The sequence below is a fragment of the Streptomyces griseicoloratus genome (assembly GCF_014534645.1).
GTDB classification, from domain to species: Bacteria; Actinomycetota; Actinomycetes; order Streptomycetales; family Streptomycetaceae; genus Streptomyces; species Streptomyces griseicoloratus.
This window is the reverse complement of the sequence record NZ_JACVQF010000053.1, coordinates 1-20,020: the sequence shown is the minus strand read 5'-3', so window position 1 is coordinate 20,020 and position 20,020 is coordinate 1. Positions and strand designations below refer to the sequence as shown.

Genomic DNA, 20,020 nt, shown 5'->3' with positions numbered 1-20,020 from the left:
AGGTCCCACCTGATGTGGGTAACTTTCGGGCTTCTCAGGATCGTTGACGTCAGCGGCTCCTAGCGTTGACGCCGGGTCATGTGCCGATGGGAAACGCTGCACGGGGCCGGGCGGGTTTCGCAGGCCGGGCTGAGCCGTGTCCCTCGGCGGGCGGTGGAGGTGAATGGGCGATGAGCGAGCTGGTGCGGGAGCCGGCGGAAGAGGCCGCCGAGAGGGGAGAGCCGGGGGCGGCTTCTCCCGAGCCGGGGACCGGGATTCTGCGGGTGTTCGGGCGGCAGTTGAAGCGGTTCCGGCTGCGGTCTGGGCTGGACCGGGCGGAGTTCGGCGGGCGGACGGGGTACTCGACGGCGACCATCGCGGCGTATGAGCAGGGGCGGAGGGTGCCGCCGGCGAAGTTCATCGACGTGGCGGACGAACTGCTGGACGCGGGCGGGGTCCTCCAGGAGATGAAGGGGGAGGTCGCGCGGGCCCAGTACCCGGCGTTCTTCCGGGACGCGGCTCGGCTGGAGGCGGAGGCGGTTGAGTTGCATGTCTATGACACCCACGTGGTGAACGGGCTGCTGCAGACGGAGGAGTACGCCCGTGCGGTGTTCACTATGCGGCGCCCCCTCTTGAACGAGGAGACCATTGAGCAGCGGGTGGCTGCCCGGATGCTCAGGCAGGAGATCTTTTCGCGTTGGCCAGCGCCCCTCATGAGCTTCGTTATCGAGGAGGCGGTACTTCGGCGCCCAGTTGGTGGAGCAAGCGTGCGACGTGGGCAACTGGAACAGATCTTGCTCATCGGGCAGTATCGGAACGTGGAGATCCAGGTCATGCCCCTGCAACGCGAGGACCACGCGGGGCTGGCGGGGCCGTTCACCTTGATCGAGACCACAGCCGGGCAGCGCATCGCTTACGCGGAGGTTCAGAAGAGCAGCCAGTTGTACACCGAGCGGACGTCCGTTCGGGAGCTGGAGGCGCAGTATGGAATCATCCGGGCTCAGGCTCTCACTCCGCGAGAGTCGATGACCTTCATTGAGGCGTTGCTGGGAGAGTCATGAAGAACGCGGCGGAACTGGCATGGTTCAAAAGCACTTATAGCAGCGGGGAAGGCGGTCAGTGCGTGGAGGTGGCCACCTGCCCGCACACCGTGCACGTGCGGGACTCGAAGGACACGGACCGCCCTGGACTGGCGGTCGGTTCGGAGGCGTGGGCCGCGTTCGTCGGGTTCGCCGCCGACCGGATCGGCTGAGTCGTTGCCGTAAGGCTGTGCCCTGTGGCTCTGAGGCGAGTCACAGGGCACAGGCATGCCCGGGGCGGCCCGACGGTCAGGCGTCCACGGGCGCAGGCTCGGGCGGCGTCCAGCGGCCCGCGGCGATCTCGGCGTCCAGCCGCTCCTGGAAGTGCGCGTGCGCGGCCCGCATCTCGGCCTCGCGGTCCGCCTTGTAGAAGGGGGCCTGGTAGCCGGCCGGGGGCGGGGTGTGGTCCGGGTCTTCCAGGTGGGCGAGGAGATCGAGGTAGTCCTGCTTGGTCTGGCCGTGCCCGTAGGTGTTGAAGTCGCCCGCGATCTTACGGCCGTTGGCGTCGAACCAGGTCGCTGACTCGTAGTCGTACAGCTGCGGGTAACGGGACTTGAAGATCGCCGCGAGCTGATCAGCGGTGATGCCGAGCCAGACAGCAACGAGGGCGTCGAGTTCGACGAGAGCAGCGCGGCGTTCGTGCTCGGTGCGGAGGGGGGTGCTGTACTCCCAGGTCGGCTTGAGGCCGGCGGCGAGGGGCCTCAGGTATGGCCAGTTGGGATAGGCCCAGTCTTCATAGCCCGCCCACTGCGGATCGAACAGTTCCCGCCAGAGTGGGGCGTAATGGGAAGTGAGGGCATTTAGACGAAGAGTACGGAGGAGCAGAGCGGAGGCAAGGGGATGGGCTGGATCAGGAGCTGGCATCTTACGCGCCTCGGAGACCTGAAGGTGCGGACGACCGGTGATGCGCAGGAGGTAGTCGAGCGGTAGTGAGGCCCAAAAGCCTGCGTTGAGAGTGGTGAGGTGATTACTTTCCAGGGACGCCGAGTGCACAGTGTGGACATGGGCGGGTCCAGGCGGTACCAAAGCTGCTTGCAAGCAACGGCTGCTGTCGAAAGGAATCATGACTCGCCAGGCCAGCCGGAAGTAAGCGGTGTACGGCTTTCCGAGCCAGGAATCTTGTGCCACGAGGTACGATTTCCCATCAGTCGCCCGCGCGTAGTTGGTCACAGGGACGAATTCCTCGGACAAGTTCGTTGGTGCGAGCAAATCCCAGTCCCTATTGCTGCGGCACGGGATTCTCGGCTCCTTTGAGAAGGGAAGCGCCGATGCGAAATGAGGCCCTTGAAGGACGACATCTGTGAGGGCAGGCACAGCCTTGTTGGCCCAGCTGATTAGCCCAGCCTTCTTGGCGCCTGCTTCGTCGTATCCCCTTGTGATCGTCGGCCGGTAGTCGGCCAGGCTGTGGTGGTAAGTGGCCAGCGCCTCGATCGCTCCTTGCTCACTGACTAGAACCGGATACAGCAACGGGGCTTCTGCTGTTCCACCCGTTGAACCTGTCAAGGCCTGCCAACTGGCCAGCAAGTCCGAGTCCACATGCACCACGCGCTCGCGGTGTGGACGGATGTCCCAGGAACCGTTGTGCTTGATACCGGGCGTCGGGCCTTGTCCGTCATGGACCAGTGAATCGAGCAAAACCTCAGCACCACGAAGTTCGCTGAGGTGCAGGAAGTTGGGCCCTTGTGGTGTGCCGTAAATGTGCATCCCGAACTCTGCGGAACGGTTCAGGTCTTCGAACGCCCAGTTCGCCGAGTTAACGAAGTGTGCGTGGGCCCGGAGGTGCCGATACGCCGCAGCCCGAATGACACCCTCGCGGACACCTCCGAAGTGTGTGTCCGGGTGAATCATTCCCACGCTGCCATGCGGGGCAATGTGCTGCCACACCTGAGTCATGAAAGCCCGGTACAGGTCGCCCTGCGTACCAACAAGGAGCGGGTACGTGGCCGGGCTGCCCAGCGTGGCGACGGCGCCCGCGTGAGTAGCCAGTTCGCGAAGAAGGAAGTCCTTGCCGCGTACATGTGTGGCCAGCACGTCTTCCCTACGGAGACGCCATTCCTCCGCGCTCGGCTTGTCGGCCAGCATGAACCACGGCTCAAGCTCTGCCAAAAGCGGGTTCTCCTGCCACCTCGGCCGTACCCAAGGCGGATTCCCCACCTGCAAATCAAACCCACCCCGCACAAACACATGCGCGAAGTCCAGCTCCCAGTGGAAGAACCCCTGTGCCTTCGCCACGTCCCCCGCAACCGCAGCCCACGGAAACCGCGACTCCAGCTCGTAGAAGTGCTCCATGCCCATCAGCCCGGGCAACGCATCCTCATACGGCTCCAGCTCCGCCAGTGACCCGAACTCCGCCACCAGCGAGTCCGCCGGCACGTCCTGCGTGCCCACCAGGGCCTCCGCGAACTCAAGCCAGTCGTCCAGCCCCGCCAGCGGCACCGCCGCCCGCTTCCGCCTGCCGCCGATGGCCTCCTTGCGGCGGCCCGCCCGCCGACGCTCCACCGACCCCGTCGTCAGCTCACCGCTGCCCGTGATCTCGCCGAAGAGGTCCGCCGTCTCCCAGGACAGCAGCACCTCGGACGCGTCGGGGCCGAGGCCCGGTACCTCCGTCCCTGCCTCCGCCTGGGCGTACACCTCATGCGTGCCGTCGAGCAGCGCAGCTTCCTGCACCGGCCAGAACCACAGCGCACACCACGCGTCCATCAGCGTCTTCAGCCGCCAGTACGGTGTGTCCGGCGCCGTCAGGTCCGCGACGACCTTCTCACGCTGCACCGCCTCCTCCGGCGACCGCAGCCAGCCGTCCTCGGCGCCCCACACCGGGATCCTCCGTGAGATGTCCCGCTCGGAGATCTCCAGACGCCGGACGACCAGTCCCCACAAGAACTCGACCCGCCGCGCCAGGGCCTGAAGCCGTTCCGCCTGCTTGGCGGTCGGCGTCCGTGTGATCACCTTGCGCCAGTTGGCCAGCGTCCGGGCGGCCTCCGGTGCCAGCGCCTTCGCCTCCTTCTCGGCGGCGACCGCGCCCCACTCCTTCGCGGGCAGCAGGAAGTGGTGCACGGCGTTCTCCGCGACCCGCTGCACCGACCCACTTCGCGTCGTGCGCTCGGTCACCGTCACCGGGAGACCGCCGTCCGCCTCCGTCAGCGGGAAGCGCTCCGGGGTCGTGCCCAGCCACGCCGCCTTCTTCAGCTTCTCCGGCGCATAGACCTCACGCCGCCCGCCGATCAGCGAGTTGCCGCGCCGCAGGTGCAGGCCGAACCAGGGGGCCTCCATTCCGGGGTGCATGGTGTTGAGCCACAGGGAGACCTCCGCCAGCTCGACCGCCGTCTCGTTGAGGTCGACGCCGTAGGAGTTGTGCAGGGCGACGTACGCCTTCACCTTCTGCAGCTCGACCGCGTACTTCTCGGTGTCGATCGGCGTGCCCAGCTCCTCCTGCCTCCGCCGGAGGTACTCCGCCGCGACCTGGTTGATGGCCTCGTTGAGGAACGCCCCGGAACCGAGCGCCGGCTCGCAGATCTTCCAGTCCAGCAGCTCGCGCGCGGGCGTCACCGTCCCGTCCTGGTCCAGGCGGTGCTGGAGGGCCAGCTGCACGGTGACCCTGGTCAGCGACTCCGGGGTGTAGTACGACGCCGAGGTCTGGCGGTCGCGGCCGGAGAGGCGGTACACGAACTGGCCGGGAAGGTAGCGGACCCGGACGTTCTCACCGGTGTCCTCGTCCCGGCGGTGCACGAAGACACTGCTCGGGTAGTCGTCGACCTTCGACTTGGGGATGAGCCAGGAGCCGTCCTTCGGGTCGCCGCCCTTGGCGACCTCGTACCGCGCCTCCTCCGCCTCGCCCACGATGAAGCCGCTGTACGACATCAGGCCCTCGTACACGGCGCCGAGCTGGTTGATGCCGAGCTGGGCGTAGGAGATGAAGCCGCCCCGCTCGCCCTTCTTGCCGCGCGTGATCATCAGCAGGCGCAGGACCTTGTAGAGGGTGGCGTTGCGCAGGCGGGTGTCCAGGTAGCGGGGGCCTTCCTCGTCGGCGTCGACGCGGGGGTCCGGTACCGAGTCCTTGCCGATCAGCTTGATGGAGTCCGGCTCGAACAGCTTGGAGTGCAGCGGCTCGAAGCGCAGGCCGATGTCCTCGCTCCTCCCCGCCGACGCGACGGAGTCGTCCGCATCCGTGCCGTGCGTGCGCCTCGGGCGGTAGCCCTCCTGGACCTTGCGGAAGAGCAGGTCCAGGGACTCGTAGAGGTAGTAGCCCCGGCGGGACTTCTCGTCCACCAGGTCCCGGTCCGCAACGAGTTCGCCCAGGCGGCCCAGACCGTAGCCCTGCTGGTACTCGGGATAGTCGGCGGGCAGGATGCCCAGCTCGGGGCGGGCCTCCGCGTACAGCAGGAACAGGATGCGGTAGAGGTAGCGCAGCGACTCGCGGGTCAGCCGGCGGCCCAGTTCCGGCAGCTCACCGATGTCCTCGGGGCGTACGCCCTGGTCCCGCAGCTGCGCCAGGACCTCGTTGGCGATGAACTCCACGCTCACCCGCAGGCCGTCGCGCAGTTCGCTGGAGACGCCCACCGCGTGCTTGGCGGACTTGTCGACCAGTTCGGCGAGGGGGTTCTCGCCGCCCTCCTCCGGGGTGCGCAGCGAGTCCGCGCCGAACAGCGCGGCGATGGTGTCGAGTTCACCACCGGCCCTGGTGTCGTTGCGCTGGAGGGCCGCGTCGAGGGAGACGGCGAGGTAGCGGCCCTCGCCCCAGGTCATGCGGTCGGCGAGGACGACCACGCCGCCGACGAGCAACAGCGCGTAGCGCGGGGCGTCCTCGCAGGCGAACAGGAAGGAGGCGAGCTTTGAGCCGGTCGGAACCGGGTCGCGGCCGTCGAGCGGGACGGGGTCGAGGAGGCGGCCGGGGCCCTGCGGGTCGAGGGCGGCGTCGGGCTCGGCGGCCCAGCCGCAGTCGACCGCGACCAGCCCCTTCTCGGCGTGCGCGACCCGCACCTCGTACGGCTGGTCGGCGCGCGTCACCGTCAGCGTGCGCGGCTTGGCGTCGTAGCCGAGGGCCTGCAGCACCTCGGCGTTGAGGGCGCGGACCCGCTCACGCCAGACGGGGGAGCCGTAGGTCGCCGAGTCGTCCTCGGTGTCCTGGGCGGCTGCGGTTCCGTCCTCGTCCTCGGGCAGGGCGAAGAAGGAGCGGGCACGGAAGTAGCGGCGGCGCAGGTCCCGCAGGCCGAGGCGCGGAGTGACGGGCAGCGGCTGCGTACCGGTGCCACCCTCCTCGGTGGCAGTGACGGCCTCGTCGTCCTGCTCGGCGGTCCGCCTCGCCTCGGCCTCCGCCCTGGCTTTCGCCTCCTCCTCACGCTGCTTCCACGTGTTCAGCAGCCCTGCCTTGAGGTCCTTGGGCAGCACCTCGGCGAGGTAGTGCGCCGAGAAGTAGTCTCCGCGGTTGACCAGGGAGTCGTACGTCATGTCCCGTCTCTTCTCAAGGAGTCACAGGTCGAGGGGCGTCAGGGTCCGGGACCAGGACGGCCAGCACGCGCAGCAGCGGGCGGCCGGTCGTCAGCAGCGAGTCGGCGAGCGTGGCGAGGGACTGCTTCGTGCGCTCATCGGTCAGCGTGGGCTGCTCCCAGGCGCCGAGCCGGCGCTTGTAGTCCTCGATCGGCCCCCGCAGCGGCTCGTCCCAGGCGTCCCGGTGACGGTCCAGGAAGCCCTCGGCTGCGGCCAAGGCGTCCGGAATGCCCGACTCCAGAGTCTTCCGGTCGGGGTCGCGCTGCGGGTTGGCCATGGTGGGGCCTACGCCGGAGCGGCGCAGCAGGCCCACCATGTCGTCCTCGACCGTGCCGCCCCGCGTCACGCCCATCCACTTCACCACCGTCGGGCGGCCCAGCGCGTTGGAGTACACGCCCTGGATCAGATACGTCGGCTCGGGCACGTCCGCCGTGACGATCAGGGCCTCCTGGCGTCCGAGGCGGACCAGGACCTTGTCCGTGAGCCACTCCACCACCGGGTGGAGCTCGGTGAGCAGGGAGATCTCCGGCCAGCTGGAGGAGGACGACTCCCGGGCCCGCTGGAGCGACTGCTCGGCGAGGCGGCGGTTGAAGGTGACCAGCAGCCGCTCGCGCAGGCGCTGTTCGCGGACGTAGTCCAGGGGGAGGGCTTTCAGGCGGTGGACCAGGTCGGAGGGAGGGCGGAAGGACAGCAGTCCGGACTCGGGGTCGCGGTCCAGGTCCAGGCTCGTGGCCGCGTCGGGGAACACCTCGCGCAGCGCCTCGTCGACGAACTCGGCGGTCGACGTGAACAGCCGCGGCACCACCGCGTGCCCCTGGATCCGCGCGCCCCCCACCGGAACCGGCGCGGAGCCCCCGGCAGCATCGTCCTCCACCGCGGGTCCGGCGTCGACCGAGCCGAAGAAGTCCGCGAGGAAGTCGTCCATGCCGGCGTTCGCGTCCGAATCCGCCTCTGCCCTGCGCGCGTCCAGGGACTCGTCGACGGTACGGCCGCGCAGCAGGTCCTGGATGAGGGACTTCTCCTCGGCCTCCGCCCGGTACAGGCCCGTCACGGCCTCCGCCGTGCCCAGCTTGTTGTGCGCCTCCGCCTCGCGTTCCAGCAGTCGCTCGGCGACGAGCGTGTCGTCCTTCGCGCCCTCGACCTGGCTGGTGAGGATCAGCGCACGGAACTCCGGCGGCTCGGACTGGCCGTAGCGGTCGATGCGGCCGTTGCGCTGCTCGATGCGGATCAGCGACCAGGGCACGTCGTAGTGGACGAGCTGGTGGCACTGGCGGTGCAGGTTGACGCCCTCGGAGGCCACGTCGCCGGTCAGCAGGATCCGCACGGGCGTGTCCGCGAGGCCGAAGTCCTCCACACACTGCATCTGCTGCTCGTCCGACAGGCCGCCGTGCATCACCCGCGTCGACTGCTCGGCGGCCCTGCCCCGGAAGCCGAGGGCGGCCGGGAGCACCGTACGCAGCCACTCCAGGGTCTGCACGCGTTCGGAGAAGACCACGACCCGGGTGTCCGAGCCGGGGCCGACCCCGATCTGCTTCAGCCGCTCCACCAGCTTCGCGAACTTCGCCGAGTCCGCCTCCGTCATCGGTTCCACCAGCTCGCGCAGGGTGCGGAGCGCGGCGAGTTCCGCGCGGGTGGCCGTGGGGTCGTTCTTCTTCTCCAGCGTCCTGACGCGCGCGTCCACCGTGGCCTTGAGGGCGGCGTGGGAGGACAGGAAGGACTTCAGCAGCGTGTACGGGAAGAGCGGGACGCCGCTCACGGACGTGCCGTGGTCGCCGGGCAGCCAGACCGCCGCCAGCTCCTCGAAGATCTTCTCCTCGGCCGGTGTGGCCGCGCAGCGCAGTGACTTCGAGGGGCCGCGGTCCTTCCACTGGCCCTTCATCTGCTCCCGGACCTCGTGGCTGATCTTGGTACGGCGGATGAAGAGGTGCTCGATGTCCTCGGCCCGGTAGTGCTCCGCGTCGCGGATCGCGGCCGGGTCGAGCAGGCCGATCAGCTCCGCGAACGACTTCGCGTCACCGTTGTGCGGGGTCGCCGAGGCGAGGATCAGGGCGTCGGTGCGGGGAGCGAGGACGCGGGCGAGCTGGTTGCGCAGGGAGCCCCGGTTGATGAGGTTGTGCGATTCGTCGATCACCACCGCGTCCCAGGTGATCCGCTCCAGGTGGTGCTTGTACTGGTCGGTGTTCTTCAGGGTGTCGATGGAGACGATGACCCGCTTGAAGTACGTGAACGGGTTCCGGCCCGCCGGGATCTCCCGCTGGATCCGCTCGATGCCCACCGAGTCCAGCCGCACCAGTGGGATGGAGAACCGCGTCCACAGCTCGTGCTGGAACTGCTCCAGGACGTGCTGCGGCGTCACCACCAGGATCCGCTCGCCCCGGCCCCGGCGGATCAGCTCGGCCAGCGTCAGGCCGATCTCCAGCGTCTTGCCCAGGCCCACGACGTCCGCGATCAGCAGGCGGGGGCGAAGGTTGCGGCCGGACAGGGCCAGCTCCGCCGGACGCCGCTGGTAGGGAAGGGGGTCGAGCAGGAACGAGTCGGCGAGGGCCAGTCGCCGCTCCGACTGCGGCAGCGCGGTCTTGCGCAGGACCGCCTCCAGGAAGAGCCGGGAGCGGCGGAAGTTCGACGACTCGTCCCGTACGAGCCGGGTGCGCCGCGGGTCGATCAGCTCGACGTCGTCCAGGCCGGTGAAGAACACGGCCTCCTGATCCCGTACGAACTCGGAGACGCCGACGACGTCGACCTTGGTGCCGTCGTGTTCGGTACGCGACGAGTTCCGGACCAGCCACACCTCGTCGCGTACGAGGACCTGGGCACCCGCCGGAAACTGGTCCTCCCCGTGGCCGTCCGGTGCGGTGCCGGTCTGCTGGACGGTCACCCGCTGCCTCCCCTGCCCGTTGTGTGCGCTCTTGTCGCTTTGTTTCGCCGACGCTGTTGTACCGCTCCACTTTGCCCTACGTACGGCACATCGCGTGAACCACCGTCACGGGGGCAGACCCGCAGGTCAAGGGCTGACGAGAGGTGGGGACGGTGCCCTGGGCGGGGTCAGAAGGGGGCTCGGGCCGCGTACGCATCGCGCAGTTGTTGCGCGGTGCGGCGGGCCTGCGCGGAATGACGCAGGGAGCGGGTGCCGGGGCGCGGGGGACGTGCTTCGGGCTGCTGGGGTGCCGAGGGAGCCGGCCCGTCGCCCGGAAACGGATCCGAGGGCAGGGGCGGAGGTTGGAGCCGCGTGGTCGGGGCGGGCTCGGTCGGGGCGGAGGGCACGGCGGGTGCTTCGCCCGGGGGCGGCGTGGCCGGCATCGTCTCCACCGCCGCCGGATCCCGGTCTATCACTGTGGGGACGTGCGTCGGGGTGGCGCCGGCTGCGGGAGGTGCGAGCAGGAAGTCCTGCGGCGGCGTGGAGGTGTAGGTGGTGAGCCGGCGCCGTGCCTGGGCCAGCTTGAGCCCCTGGGCCTCGACGAGAGCGCGGCACTGCCGGACGACATCGGTGAGTGCGGGCCGGTCCTCCGCCCGATGGGCGAGCATGGTCGTCAGCAGGGGGAGGAGCTCGGTGGGCGCGCCCGTCAGGTCGGGGCGCGTCGCTGGGTCGGTGACCATGTGGAACAGCGCGTGGATGTTGTTGGCGTGGTACGGCAGGTGCCCCGTCGCGGCGTACAGCAGGACGGTTCCCAGTGCGTACACGTCGACCGCGCCGGTCAGCGGCTTCTCACCGTTGGCCTGCTCCGGCGGCATACAGGAAGGGGTGCCGACGACGGTGTTGGCCGCTGTGAGGGAGACGTTCGACTCGGCGAAGACCGCCAGACCGAAGTCGATGATCTTCGGACCGTTCGGGCCGAGCAGGATGTTCGCGGGCTTCAGGTCCCGGTGCAGCAGTCCCTGCCGGTGTACGTACGCCAGCCCTTCGGCGAGCGTCGCCCCGAGCGCGGGGACGAGCAGCGCGGGCAGCGGGCCGTGCGTCGTCACGAACCTGCCCAGGTCCGGTCCCTCCACGTACTCGGTGGCCAGCCAGGGCTGCTCCGCCTCCGCGTCCGCGTCGAGGAACTGCGCGACGCGAGCACCCCAGACCGTCTTCAGGATGTCGATCTCCTGTGCGAAGCGCAGGCGCGCGGTCGAGTCGACGACCATGGGCTTGATCACCTTGACGGCCGCCGCTTCCCCGCCCGGGGACTCGCCCAGGTACACCTGGCCCATCCCGCCCTGGCCGATCCGGCCGAGCAACTCGAAGCCGCCGATCTCGGTGGGGTCGTCGGGGCTCAGCGGAGTCGTCTGCACGTCCCTGTCCTTCGGTCACATCCATCGGGCCCCAGGGCCCGGTCCCGGTGCCGGGGAACCACGAAGAGGCTCGGCACACGTTAGTCGAGTGTCAGGGGCGCGGGCAGCGCCTGGCCGGCACCGGATCCGTCTACCTCGTCAGGCCCCGCGTCCCCAGCGACCGCTGCCTCACCCGCGCCAGATGCCGCCCGAACACCTCCCCCGCCTCCGGCGTCAGCGTGCGCAGGGCCACCAGGGCCGTGAGGGCGACGTCGCACAGTTCCGCCTGGACGTCGTCCCACGTGTGGGTGACGCCCTTGCGCGGGTTCTGGCCGGTCGCGCCGATCACCGCCTCCGCGACCTCGCCGACCTCCTCCGTGAGCTTCAGCATGCGCAGGAGCAGGCCCTCCCTGCCGCCGGTGGGCTCGTCCGCCTCCAGCCACTTCCACAGGTCGTCGATGGAGTCCCAGAGGCCGGCGGGGGCGGCGGTGCCGTGTTCGTCGATCATGCGGGCAGCCTGCCACGGACGGTCGGGCGGCCGGACGGAACGCAGGTGCGTCACTCGAACAGGGGTTGCTGCTCGCCCTCCGCCGCCTTCCGCACCCGCCGGTTCCGCGCCCCGACCACCAGGGCCGTCGCGGCGGCCGTCGCCGCGAACGCCGCCGGGACCATCCAGCTCCGGTTGACGGCGTGCCCGAGCACCTGGTCCAGGGACAGGCGGCCGGGGCCGGTGACCGCGAGGCCGGCGGCCGTCAGGCCCAGGGACGCCGCGTACTCGTAGCCGCCGGACTGCGCGAAGAAGCCGTTCGGGGCGTGCACCGCCGCGGCGCCCGCCATCGCGCCGGCCGCCGCCGCACCCGCGGCCGGGGTGGCCAGGCCCAGGGCCAGTAGCATCCCGCCTCCGGCCTCCGTGAGTCCCGCGGCGGTGGCGCTCGCCTTGCCGGGGACATAGCCGACGGACTCCATGAACTGGCCGGTTCCCTCGATCCCGTGGCCGCCGAACCAGCCGAACAGCTTCTGCGCGCCGTGCGCGGCCAGGACGCCGCCCGTACCCAGACGGAGCAGCAGCAGACCGAGATCGCGTCGGTCGTAACAGGTCACGTCGGCTCCTTCGAAGGCAGCGGTGGCTCGCCTTCCCACCGTCGCACCGGACGCCTTCCGGCGGCCCGTCACGGACGCCGTTCGGGTGGCGGGGCCGGTGAGCCGGTGTGACGCTGAGCGGCATGACGATTCAGACGACCCGACTCAGCGACCCGGCCGTCCGCGCCTTCGTCGCCGCCGTCAACGCCCACGACCGCGAGGCGTTCATGGAACTCCTCGCCCCCGGCGCCACCATGGCCGACGACGGCTCCGACCGCGACCTCGACGACTGGATCGACCGGGAGATCTTCTCCACCCACGGCCACATGGAGGTCGACCGCGAGTCGAACGGCGGCCGCGCCCTCATCGCCCGCTACAGCAACGACACCTGGGGCGAGATGCGCACCCGGTGGACGTTCACCGTGGAGGACGACGGGAAGATCTCGCGATTCGAGACCGAGCAGGCCTGAACGCACCGCCGGGCTTGTCCTCGCGTGCGCTCCAAGTCCTAGCGTCCCGGGCATGGAGAACACCGGGACCGACAGCACGGGTACTACCAGGACACTCGGCCGCAGCGGAATCGACGTCAGCGCCCTCGGCTTCGGCTGCTGGGCGATCGGCGGCGAGTGGCAGTCCGCCGACGGGCAGCCGCTCGGCTGGGGCCGGGTCGACGACGAGGAGTGCGTGCGGGCCGTGCGGCGCGCCCTCGACCTGGGCGTCACCTTCTTCGACACGGCCGACGTCTACGGCACCGGACACAGCGAACGCCTGCTGGGCCGCGCCCTCGGCAGGCGTCGCGATGACGTGGTCCTCGCCACCAAATGGGGCAACGTCTTCGACGCGGAGACCCGCACCCTCACCGGCAGCGACGACTCGCCCGCGTACGCCCGCCGCGCGCTGACCGCCTCGCTCCGGCGCCTGGGCACCGACCACGTCGATCTCTACCAGCTCCACCTCGCCGACGCCGACGTCGAACGCGCCGCCGAACTCCGGGAAGAGTGCGAGGAGTTCGTACGGGAAGGGATGGTGCGGGCGTACGCATGGAGCACCGACGACCCCGGACGGGCCGCCGTGTTCGCCGCCGGGGAGCACTGCGCGGCCGTGCAGCACCGGGCCAATGTGCTCCAGGACGCGCCGGAGATGATCGCCCTGTGCGAGGAGGCGGGCCTCGCGAGCGTCAACCGCAGCCCGCTCGCCATGGGGCTGCTCACCGGCGGGCACGCGGGCGGCCGGGCCCTGGAGGCCGGGGACATCCGGAGCAGGCCGCCGGCCTGGCTGCCGGGCTTCGGCGAGGGGGGCGGCGCCGACCCCCGGTGGCTGGCCCGCGTCGAGGCGCTCAGGGACGTCCTCACCGCGGACGGCCGTACGCTCGCCCAGGGCGCCCTCGGCTGGCTGTGGGCCCGCAGTCCGCGCACCGTGCCGATCCCCGGGTTCCGTTCGGTGGCGCAGGCCGAGGAGAACGCGGGGGCGCTGGCGAAGGGGCCGCTGACGGCCGGGCAGATGGCCGAGGTCGACCGGATCCTCGGGCGGTAGGCGTCCGGCGCGGGGCGCACGCAGCGCAGGAGGCGGGCGTACCGCGGTACGCGGCGGCCGTTCCGCCCGCCGGTGCGCACCCCGCGTCCCCGCGCGAGGTCCACCCCCGCCCGGTGCGGCGGAACGGCCGCCGCCCTCCCCCCTCGGTATGGCTCGGGACGGTTACGGAAGGCCGGGGCTCCAAGTGTGAAGCTCTGGTGAAGGAGAGTTGAGCATAAGTCCGTTGCCGGCCGCAATAGTTCGGAATCACTAATTCCGTTTGTGTATATCGGTTCCAGCGCACCGGCTTGTGCATCGGCTGTGCGTCCCGGCCCGCCCCTCAGCCGCGCCCCACGTACGGCATCGCCGTCGCCATGACCGTCGCGAACTGCACGTTGGCCTCCAGCGGCAGCTCCGCCATGTGCCGCACCGTGCGCGCCACGTCGGCGACGTCCATCACCGGCTCGGGGGCGATCTCCCCGTTGGCCTGCAGCGCGCCGGTCTGCATACGGGCCGTCATGTCCGTCGCCGCGTTGCCGATGTCGATCTGGCCGACCGCGATCCCGTAGGGGCGGCCGTCCAGCGACAGCGACTTGGTCAGGCCCGTCAGCGCGTGCTTCGTCGCCGTGTACGCCACCGAGTGCGGGCGGGGGGTGTGCGCGGAGATCGAGCCGTTGTTGATGATCCGGCCGCCCTGCGGGTCCTGCTCCTTCATCTGCCGGTACGCCGCCTGCGCGCACAGGAACGCCCCGTTGAGGTTGGTGTCCACCACGTGCCGCCACGCGTCGTAGGGCAGGTCCTCGACCGGCACGCCGCCGGGGCCGAACGTCCCCGCGTTGTTGAACAGCAGGTCCAGCCGCCCGAAGCGGTCGCGCACGGCGGCGAACAGCGCCGTCACGTCCTCGGGCCGCGACACGTCGGCCCGGACGCAGAGCGCGTCGCCGCCGGGTACGAGCGCGGCCGTCTCCTCCAGGGTCCCGGTGCGCCGGCCGGCGAGCGCCAGTGACCAGCCGGCGCGCAGCAGTTCGACGGCGACCGCGCGGCCGATGCCGGAGCCGGCGCCTGTGACCACGGCGATCCTCGCGGGGCCGGCCGTTTCCTTGTCGGTGGTTCTCACGGTGTTCATGGGTCGGCAGCGTACGCGTGGGTCATCAGGCGGAACTCATCCGTCCGCCATGCGTCCGTCATGTTCGCGCCAAGCGGCGGTCGTCCCCGGCCCTTCGAATGCCCCTTGCATCTACCGCAAGGGGAGGAACGGATGTCACCCGCGAACCACCAGCCCCACCACGCGCCCGAACTCCGCGCCGCCGCCCGGAACCTGGGCCGCCGTCGCTTCCTGACCGTCACCGGCGCCGCCGCCGCACTCGCCTTCTCCGTGAACCTGCCGGCCGCCGGCACCGCGAGCGCCGCCGAACTCGACCCGGCCCAGCTCACCGACGACCCGTTCACCCTCGGCGTCGCCTCCGGCGACCCGCTGCCCGACTCCGTCCTGCTCTGGACGCGCCTGGCCCCCGCCCCGTACCAGGCCGACAGCGGACTGCCCGCCCAGCGCGTCTCCGTGAGCTGGGAGGTCGCCCTCGACGAGCGGTTCCGACGCGTCGTCAGACGCGGTACGGCCACCGCGCACCCCGAGTTCCACCACACCGTGCACGTGGACGTCGACCACCTCGCCCCCGGCCACGTCTACTACTACCGCTTCCGCGCCGGCCGCTGGGTCAGCCCGGCCGGCCGCACCCGCACCGCGCCCCCGCGCCAGAGCCGCACCGGCGGCCTCACCTTCGGACTGGTCTCCTGCCAGCGCTACGACCAGGGCTACTACACCGCCTACCGGCACCTGGCCCAGGAGGACGTCGACGTCGTCTTCCACCTCGGCGACTACCTCTACGAGTACGCCGTCAACTCCGCCGGCGGCGCCCGCGCCTACCCCACCGGCACCCTGCCCGCGCTGTTCAACCGCGAGACCGTGACGTTGGAGGACTACCGGCTGCGGTACGCCCTCTACAAGTCGGACGCCGACCTGCGGGCCGCGCACGCCGCACACCCCTTCGTCGTCACCTGGGACGACCACGAGACCGAGAACAACTACGCGGACGACACCCCGGAGAACAGCGTCCCGCCGGAGGAGTTCCTGCTCCGCCGGGCCGCCGCCTACCGCGCCTACTGGGAGAACATGCCGCTGCGCCGCCCGCAGCTGCCCGAGGGCCCCGACCTCCAGCTCTACCGCCGCCTGCACTGGGGCCGGCTGGCCCAGTTCGACGTGCTCGACACCCGCCAGTACCGCTCCAACCAGGCATACGGCGACGGCTGGCAGTTCTCCGGCCCCGAGTCCGAGGACCCGGCGCGCACCCTGACCGGCGACGCCCAGGAGCGCTGGCTGATCAACGGCTGGCACCGGTCCAACGCCGTGTGGAACGTCGTGCCGCAGCAGGTCACCTTCTCGCAGCGGTACAACTCCACCACCCTGCCCTCCAAGGTCTCCATGGACTCCTGGGACGGCTACCCGGCCTCCCGCGAGCGGGTGCTGGCCGGTGCGCAGGCCGCCGGCATCGAGAACCTCATGGTCCTCACCGGCGACGTGCACGTGCACTACGGCTTCGACATCAAGCGCGACTTCTCCGACCCCGGGTCGAAGACCATGGGCACGGAGATCGTCACCACGTCCATCACCAGTGGCGGCAACGGCTCCGAGAAGCCCTCCAACTGGGACACCCTCATGACCGCCAACCCGCACCTGAAGTTCTTCAACGGGCAGCGCGGCTACGCCACGGTGACGCTGGGCCGCGAGCTGGCGCGCGCCGACTTCAAGACGGTGTCCCACGTGACCACCGAGGGCGCGCCGCTCACGACCGCCGCGTCCTTCGTGACGGAGGTGGGGGAGCAGGGCCTCAAGCCGGCGTGACCTGGAGGTCCTTCTCCTTCTCGTCCGGCTCGTCCGTCTCGCCGGGGTAGCGGACGCCGACGCGGTCCCGGATCGCGTCGAGCGTCCGCATCACGGCCAGCGTGCCGTCGAGCGGGACCAGCGGGGACTCGGTCTCGCCGGCCCGCAGGGCCCGCATCACCTCCCGGGCCTCGTGCTTGAGGCTGGCCCGGGGCCCGTCCGCCGGGTCGGCCGCGAACTCCTCCGGGTCGCGGCCGTCCCGGTGCAGCACCAGCCGGTCCGGGAAGAAGAAGCCGTACGGCACGTCGATGCGGCCCTTGGAGCCGGTGACCGAGGCGGAGTTCGGCGTACCGCCGATGATGGAGCAGTGCACCGACGCCAGGGCGCCGCTGTCGTAGGAGAGCAGGGCGCCCGTCTGGAGGTCCACGCCCTCCTCGGAGAGCACCGCCCGCGCCACGATGTCCGACGGCTCACCGAGCAGCAGCTGCGCGAACGACACCGGGTAGACGCCCAGATCGAGCAGCGCGCCGCCGCCCTGCGCCGGGTCCCGCAGCCGGTGCGACGGAGGGAAGGGGCCGGCGAGCCCGAAGTCCGCCTGTATGCTGCGCACTTCGCCGATCGCGCCGTCGTCCACCAGCTTCTTCAGCCGCCGCACCAGCGGGTTGCAGTACATCCACATCGCTTCCATCAGGAAGCTCCCGCGCTCGCGGGCGAGGGCGACCAGCTCCTCGGCCTCGCGCACGTTCAGCGTGAACGGCTTCTCGCACAGCACGTTCCGGCCGGCCTCCAGGCACAGGCCGGCGGCCGCCCGGTGCGCCGAGTGCGGAGTGGCGACGTACACCACGTCCACGTCCTCGTCCCGGGCCAGCGACTCCCAGTCGCCGTACGCCCGCGGTATCCCGAACCGCTCCGCGAACGCCTTCGCCGACTCCTGTGACCGCGAGGCCACCGCCACGACCTCCGCCTCCGGCAGATCGACGAGATCCGCCGTGAACGTCGCCGCCATCCCGCCGGTCGCAAGGACCCCCCAGCGCACCCTCTGCCCGTTCACCCGTGCCCCACCCTCACTCACGTTCGTACCGGTCCGTCCGTTCGGGCCGTTCGAGCTGAGAGCATAGGTGCCGGATCTGTCGAACAGGGAGGGGCACATGCCCGAGCGCGGGCCGTCCATACCGCATACGTCACCGCACGCGTCATCGCACACGTCACCGAACGCGTCATCGAACGCGTCGTCCGACGTCGCACGGGACACATCACCGGGCATCACATCGAACGCACCGCAGGCGGCCGGACCGGACACGGAACCGGCCGTCTCCGCGCTGCGCGGCAACCGCCGCGCCGGCCTGCTCGTCACGCTCGTCCTCGGCGGCCTGACCGCCACCCCGCCGCTGGCCATGGACATGTACCTCCCCTCGCTCCCGGAGGTCACCAGGTCCCTGCACGCGCCCGCCGCGACCGTCCAGCTCACGCTCACCGCTTGCCTGGCCGGCATGGCCCTCGGCCAGCTCGTGGTCGGGCCGATGAGCGACAAGTGGGGCCGCAGGCGTCCGCTGCTGGCCGGCCTCGCCGTCTACGTCGTCGCCACCGCCCTGTGCGCGTTCGCGCCCACCGTCGAACTGCTGGTCGCCTTCCGGCTGGCGCAGGGGCTCGCGGGTGCCGCCGCGATCGTCATCGCACGGGCCGTCGTCCGTGACCTGTACGACGGCGTGGCCATGGCCCGCTTCTTCTCCACCCTCATGCTGATCTCCGGCGTCGCCCCCGTCGTCGCGCCGCTCATCGGCGGGCAGATCCTTCGCGTGACGGACTGGCGGGGCGTGTTCGTCGTGCTCACCGTCGTCGGCGTGCTGCTGGGCGCGGTGGTGTGGGCGAGGCTTCCCGAGACACTGCCCGCCGCCGAGCGCCACAGCGGTGGTGTGGGGGACGCCCTGCGCTCCATGCGGGCGCTGCTCGCCGATCGGGCCTTCAGCGGGTACATGCTCGCCGGCGGCTTCGCCTTCGCCTCGCTGTTCGCCTACATCTCGGCCTCCCCGTTCGTCGTCCAGGAGATCTACGGCGCCTCCCCGCAGACGTTCAGTCTGCTGTTCGGCCTCAACTCGATCGGCCTGGTCGTGGTCGGGCAGATCAACGGCAAGGTCCTGGTGGGGCGGGTGCGGCTGGACCGGGTGCTGGGCATCGGCCTCGCGGTCGTCATCGCCTCCGCGGTGGCCCTGCTGGTGATGGCCCTCGGCGTCTTCGGCGACGTGGGGCTCGCGCCCGTCGCCGCCGCGCTGTTCGTGCTGATGTCCGCGATGGGCATCACCCTGCCCAACACGCAGGCGCTCGCCCTGATGCGCGTCAAGCACTCGGCGGGCTCCGCCTCCGCGCTGCTCGGCACGTCCTCCTTCCTCATCGGCGCCGTGGCCTCCCCGCTCGTCGGCGTCGCCGGGGAGGACACCGCCGTGCCGATGGCCGTCGTCCAACTCGGCGCGGCGCTGGTGGCGCTGGGCTGCTTCGTGGGAATGTGCCGCACGGCGAGCGAGCGGAGCGAGCGTGCGAGCGCGGAGGGAGTGGAGAGCTGAGCGCACCGAGACTGCGCAGCGACACCCCTGAACGGGCCGGGCTCGACCCCGAGGAGCTGAGCCGGCTCGTGCGGGAGGTCCACGCCCTCACCACCGGGGAGCGCCCCTGGGCGCCGGGCGTCGTCGTGGCCGTCGGGCGTGGGCCCGTCCTCGCCGTCGAGGAGGCGGCGGGCTGGGCCGTGCGGTACGCGTCCTACGACCCGTCGACCGACACGGGGGTGGAGCTGCCCGCCGGGTCCCGGGTGCCGATGACCGTCGGCACGCCCTTCGACCTGGCGTCGCTGACGAAGCTGTTCACGGCGGTCGCCGCCGTGCAGCAGATCGAACGGGGCACGCTCGGCATCGACGCGGAGGTCGGCGCCCTGCTGCCGGACTTCCGGGGCGCGGCCACGGGCGGCGTCACGGTGCGGCAGCTGCTCACCCACACCTCCGGGCTGCGGCCCGAGCTGCCGCTGTACGACTGCGCGGACGACGAGGCGCGGCTGGCGCTGCTGCGCGCGGAGCCGCCGACGGTGCCGCCGGGCACGTACCGCTACTCCGACCTGAACATGCTGCTCCTCCAGCAGGTCCTGGAACGGATCACCGGCCGTACCCTCGACGTCCTCGTCCACGACGGGATCACCCGGCCGCTGGGGATGACGGCGACGCGGTTCGGGCCCTGTCCGGGCGCCGCGGCGACGGAGGACCAGCGGCGGCCGTGGGCCAAGGCGGACCGGGGGATGCTGCGGGGGGTCGTGCACGACGAGAACGCCTGGGCGCTGGGGGGCGTGGCCGGGCACGCCGGGCTGTTCTCCACCGCGCGGGACCTGGCGGTGTTCTGCCGTGCGCTGCTCGCCGGCGGCGCGTACGGGCCGGCCCGCATCCTCGGGCCCGACTTCGTGGACCTGCTGCTGGCCCCGCCGGGGCTGGGCTTCGCCCTCGACCAGCCGTGGTTCATGGGGCGGCTGGCGGGGCGGGGGGCGGCCGGGCACACGGGCTTCACGGGCACGATGCTGGTGCTGGACCGGGCGACGGACACGTTCGTGATCCTGCTGGCGAACACGGTCCACCCACGGCGACGGGCCCCGGACAGCGCACCACGGGCGGCGCTGGCGTCGCGGGTGGCGGGGGCGGTGCGGTCCATCTGAGCGGGGATGCCTGCGGGTGCCTGCGGCGCTTGGGCGGGGATGCCTGCGGCGGCCTGTGCTGCTTCGGTGGGGGTG

The 20,020-nt window shown here is 71.0% G+C and carries 14 protein-coding genes; 7 read left to right on the top strand and 7 right to left on the bottom strand.

Translation table 11 applies throughout. From position 1 onward, the window contains the following. Positions 1-170: 170 nt before the first annotated feature. Together H0H10_RS01720 and H0H10_RS01715 are read left to right on the top strand one after the other, a co-directional pair. A complete protein-coding gene (locus H0H10_RS01720; protein WP_188178985.1) occupies positions 171-1,040 on the top strand; it encodes a helix-turn-helix domain-containing protein in 870 nt (289 codons plus the stop codon). After that, a complete protein-coding gene (locus H0H10_RS01715) occupies positions 1,037-1,231 on the top strand; it encodes a DUF397 domain-containing protein (RefSeq protein WP_188178984.1) in 195 nt (64 codons plus the stop codon). Before H0H10_RS01720 ends, H0H10_RS01715 begins: the two co-directional genes overlap by 4 nt. A gap of 76 nt (positions 1,232-1,307) precedes the next feature. Here H0H10_RS01715 and H0H10_RS01710 read toward each other — a convergent pair whose 3' ends face one another. From H0H10_RS01710 to H0H10_RS01690, 5 genes are all read right to left on the bottom strand, one after another. After that, positions 1,308-6,503, bottom strand: a complete 5,196-nt coding sequence (locus tag H0H10_RS01710; RefSeq protein WP_188178983.1) for a class I SAM-dependent DNA methyltransferase — start codon at positions 6,501-6,503, stop codon at positions 1,308-1,310. 13 nt (positions 6,504-6,516) lie between these two features. Continuing rightward, entirely contained in the window at positions 6,517-9,417 is a 2,901-nt protein-coding gene (locus H0H10_RS01705; RefSeq protein WP_188178982.1) for a DEAD/DEAH box helicase, read from the bottom strand. A 167-nt stretch (positions 9,418-9,584) separates the two neighbouring features. Next, the gene (locus H0H10_RS01700) at positions 9,585-10,811 is read right to left on the bottom strand and encodes a serine/threonine-protein kinase (protein ID WP_188178981.1); all 1,227 of its coding nucleotides are present in this window, start codon (positions 10,809-10,811) and stop codon (positions 9,585-9,587) included. A 130-nt stretch (positions 10,812-10,941) separates the two neighbouring features. Then, entirely contained in the window at positions 10,942-11,298 is a 357-nt protein-coding gene (locus H0H10_RS01695) for a MazG-like family protein (protein WP_188178980.1), read from the bottom strand. A 50-nt stretch (positions 11,299-11,348) separates the two neighbouring features. Then, a complete protein-coding gene (locus H0H10_RS01690) occupies positions 11,349-11,891 on the bottom strand; it encodes a DoxX family protein (RefSeq protein WP_188178979.1) in 543 nt (180 codons plus the stop codon). Between the two features lie 122 nt (positions 11,892-12,013). On the opposite strand from H0H10_RS01690, the gene H0H10_RS01685 reads away from it, so the two are divergent. Together H0H10_RS01685 and H0H10_RS01680 are read left to right on the top strand one after the other, a co-directional pair. Continuing rightward, a complete protein-coding gene (locus H0H10_RS01685) occupies positions 12,014-12,340 on the top strand; it encodes a nuclear transport factor 2 family protein (RefSeq protein ID WP_188178978.1) in 327 nt (108 codons plus the stop codon). Between the two features lie 52 nt (positions 12,341-12,392). Then, the gene (locus tag H0H10_RS01680; protein WP_188178977.1) at positions 12,393-13,403 is read left to right on the top strand and encodes an aldo/keto reductase; all 1,011 of its coding nucleotides are present in this window, start codon (positions 12,393-12,395) and stop codon (positions 13,401-13,403) included. Positions 13,404-13,722: 319 nt separating this feature from the next. Here the strand turns inward: H0H10_RS01680 and H0H10_RS01675 are convergent, their stop codons facing one another. Then, entirely contained in the window at positions 13,723-14,508 is a 786-nt protein-coding gene (locus H0H10_RS01675; protein WP_188178976.1) for an SDR family oxidoreductase, read from the bottom strand. 132 nt (positions 14,509-14,640) lie between these two features. Here H0H10_RS01675 and H0H10_RS01670 point away from each other — a divergent pair, with 132 nt between their 5' ends. Then, complete coding sequence (locus H0H10_RS01670; protein WP_188178975.1) at positions 14,641-16,281, top strand: alkaline phosphatase D family protein; 1,641 nt, start codon at positions 14,641-14,643, stop codon at positions 16,279-16,281. On the opposite strand, the gene H0H10_RS01665 is transcribed toward H0H10_RS01670, so the two are convergent. Then, complete coding sequence (locus H0H10_RS01665) at positions 16,268-17,311, bottom strand: Gfo/Idh/MocA family protein (RefSeq protein WP_188178974.1); 1,044 nt, start codon at positions 17,309-17,311, stop codon at positions 16,268-16,270. The two genes, H0H10_RS01670 and H0H10_RS01665, sit on opposite strands and share 14 nt — an antisense overlap. 97 nt (positions 17,312-17,408) lie before the next feature. On the opposite strand from H0H10_RS01665, the gene H0H10_RS01660 reads away from it, so the two are divergent. Together H0H10_RS01660 and H0H10_RS01655 are read left to right on the top strand one after the other, a co-directional pair. Further along, positions 17,409-18,818, top strand: a complete 1,410-nt coding sequence (locus tag H0H10_RS01660) for a multidrug effflux MFS transporter (protein ID WP_223179234.1) — start codon at positions 17,409-17,411, stop codon at positions 18,816-18,818. Continuing rightward, on the top strand, positions 18,746-19,945 hold the full coding sequence (locus tag H0H10_RS01655; RefSeq protein ID WP_373566787.1) for a serine hydrolase domain-containing protein: 1,200 nt from the start codon (positions 18,746-18,748) through the stop codon (positions 19,943-19,945). The genes H0H10_RS01660 and H0H10_RS01655 overlap by 73 nt, the downstream gene beginning before the upstream one ends. The last annotated feature ends 75 nt before the right edge of the window (positions 19,946-20,020 follow it).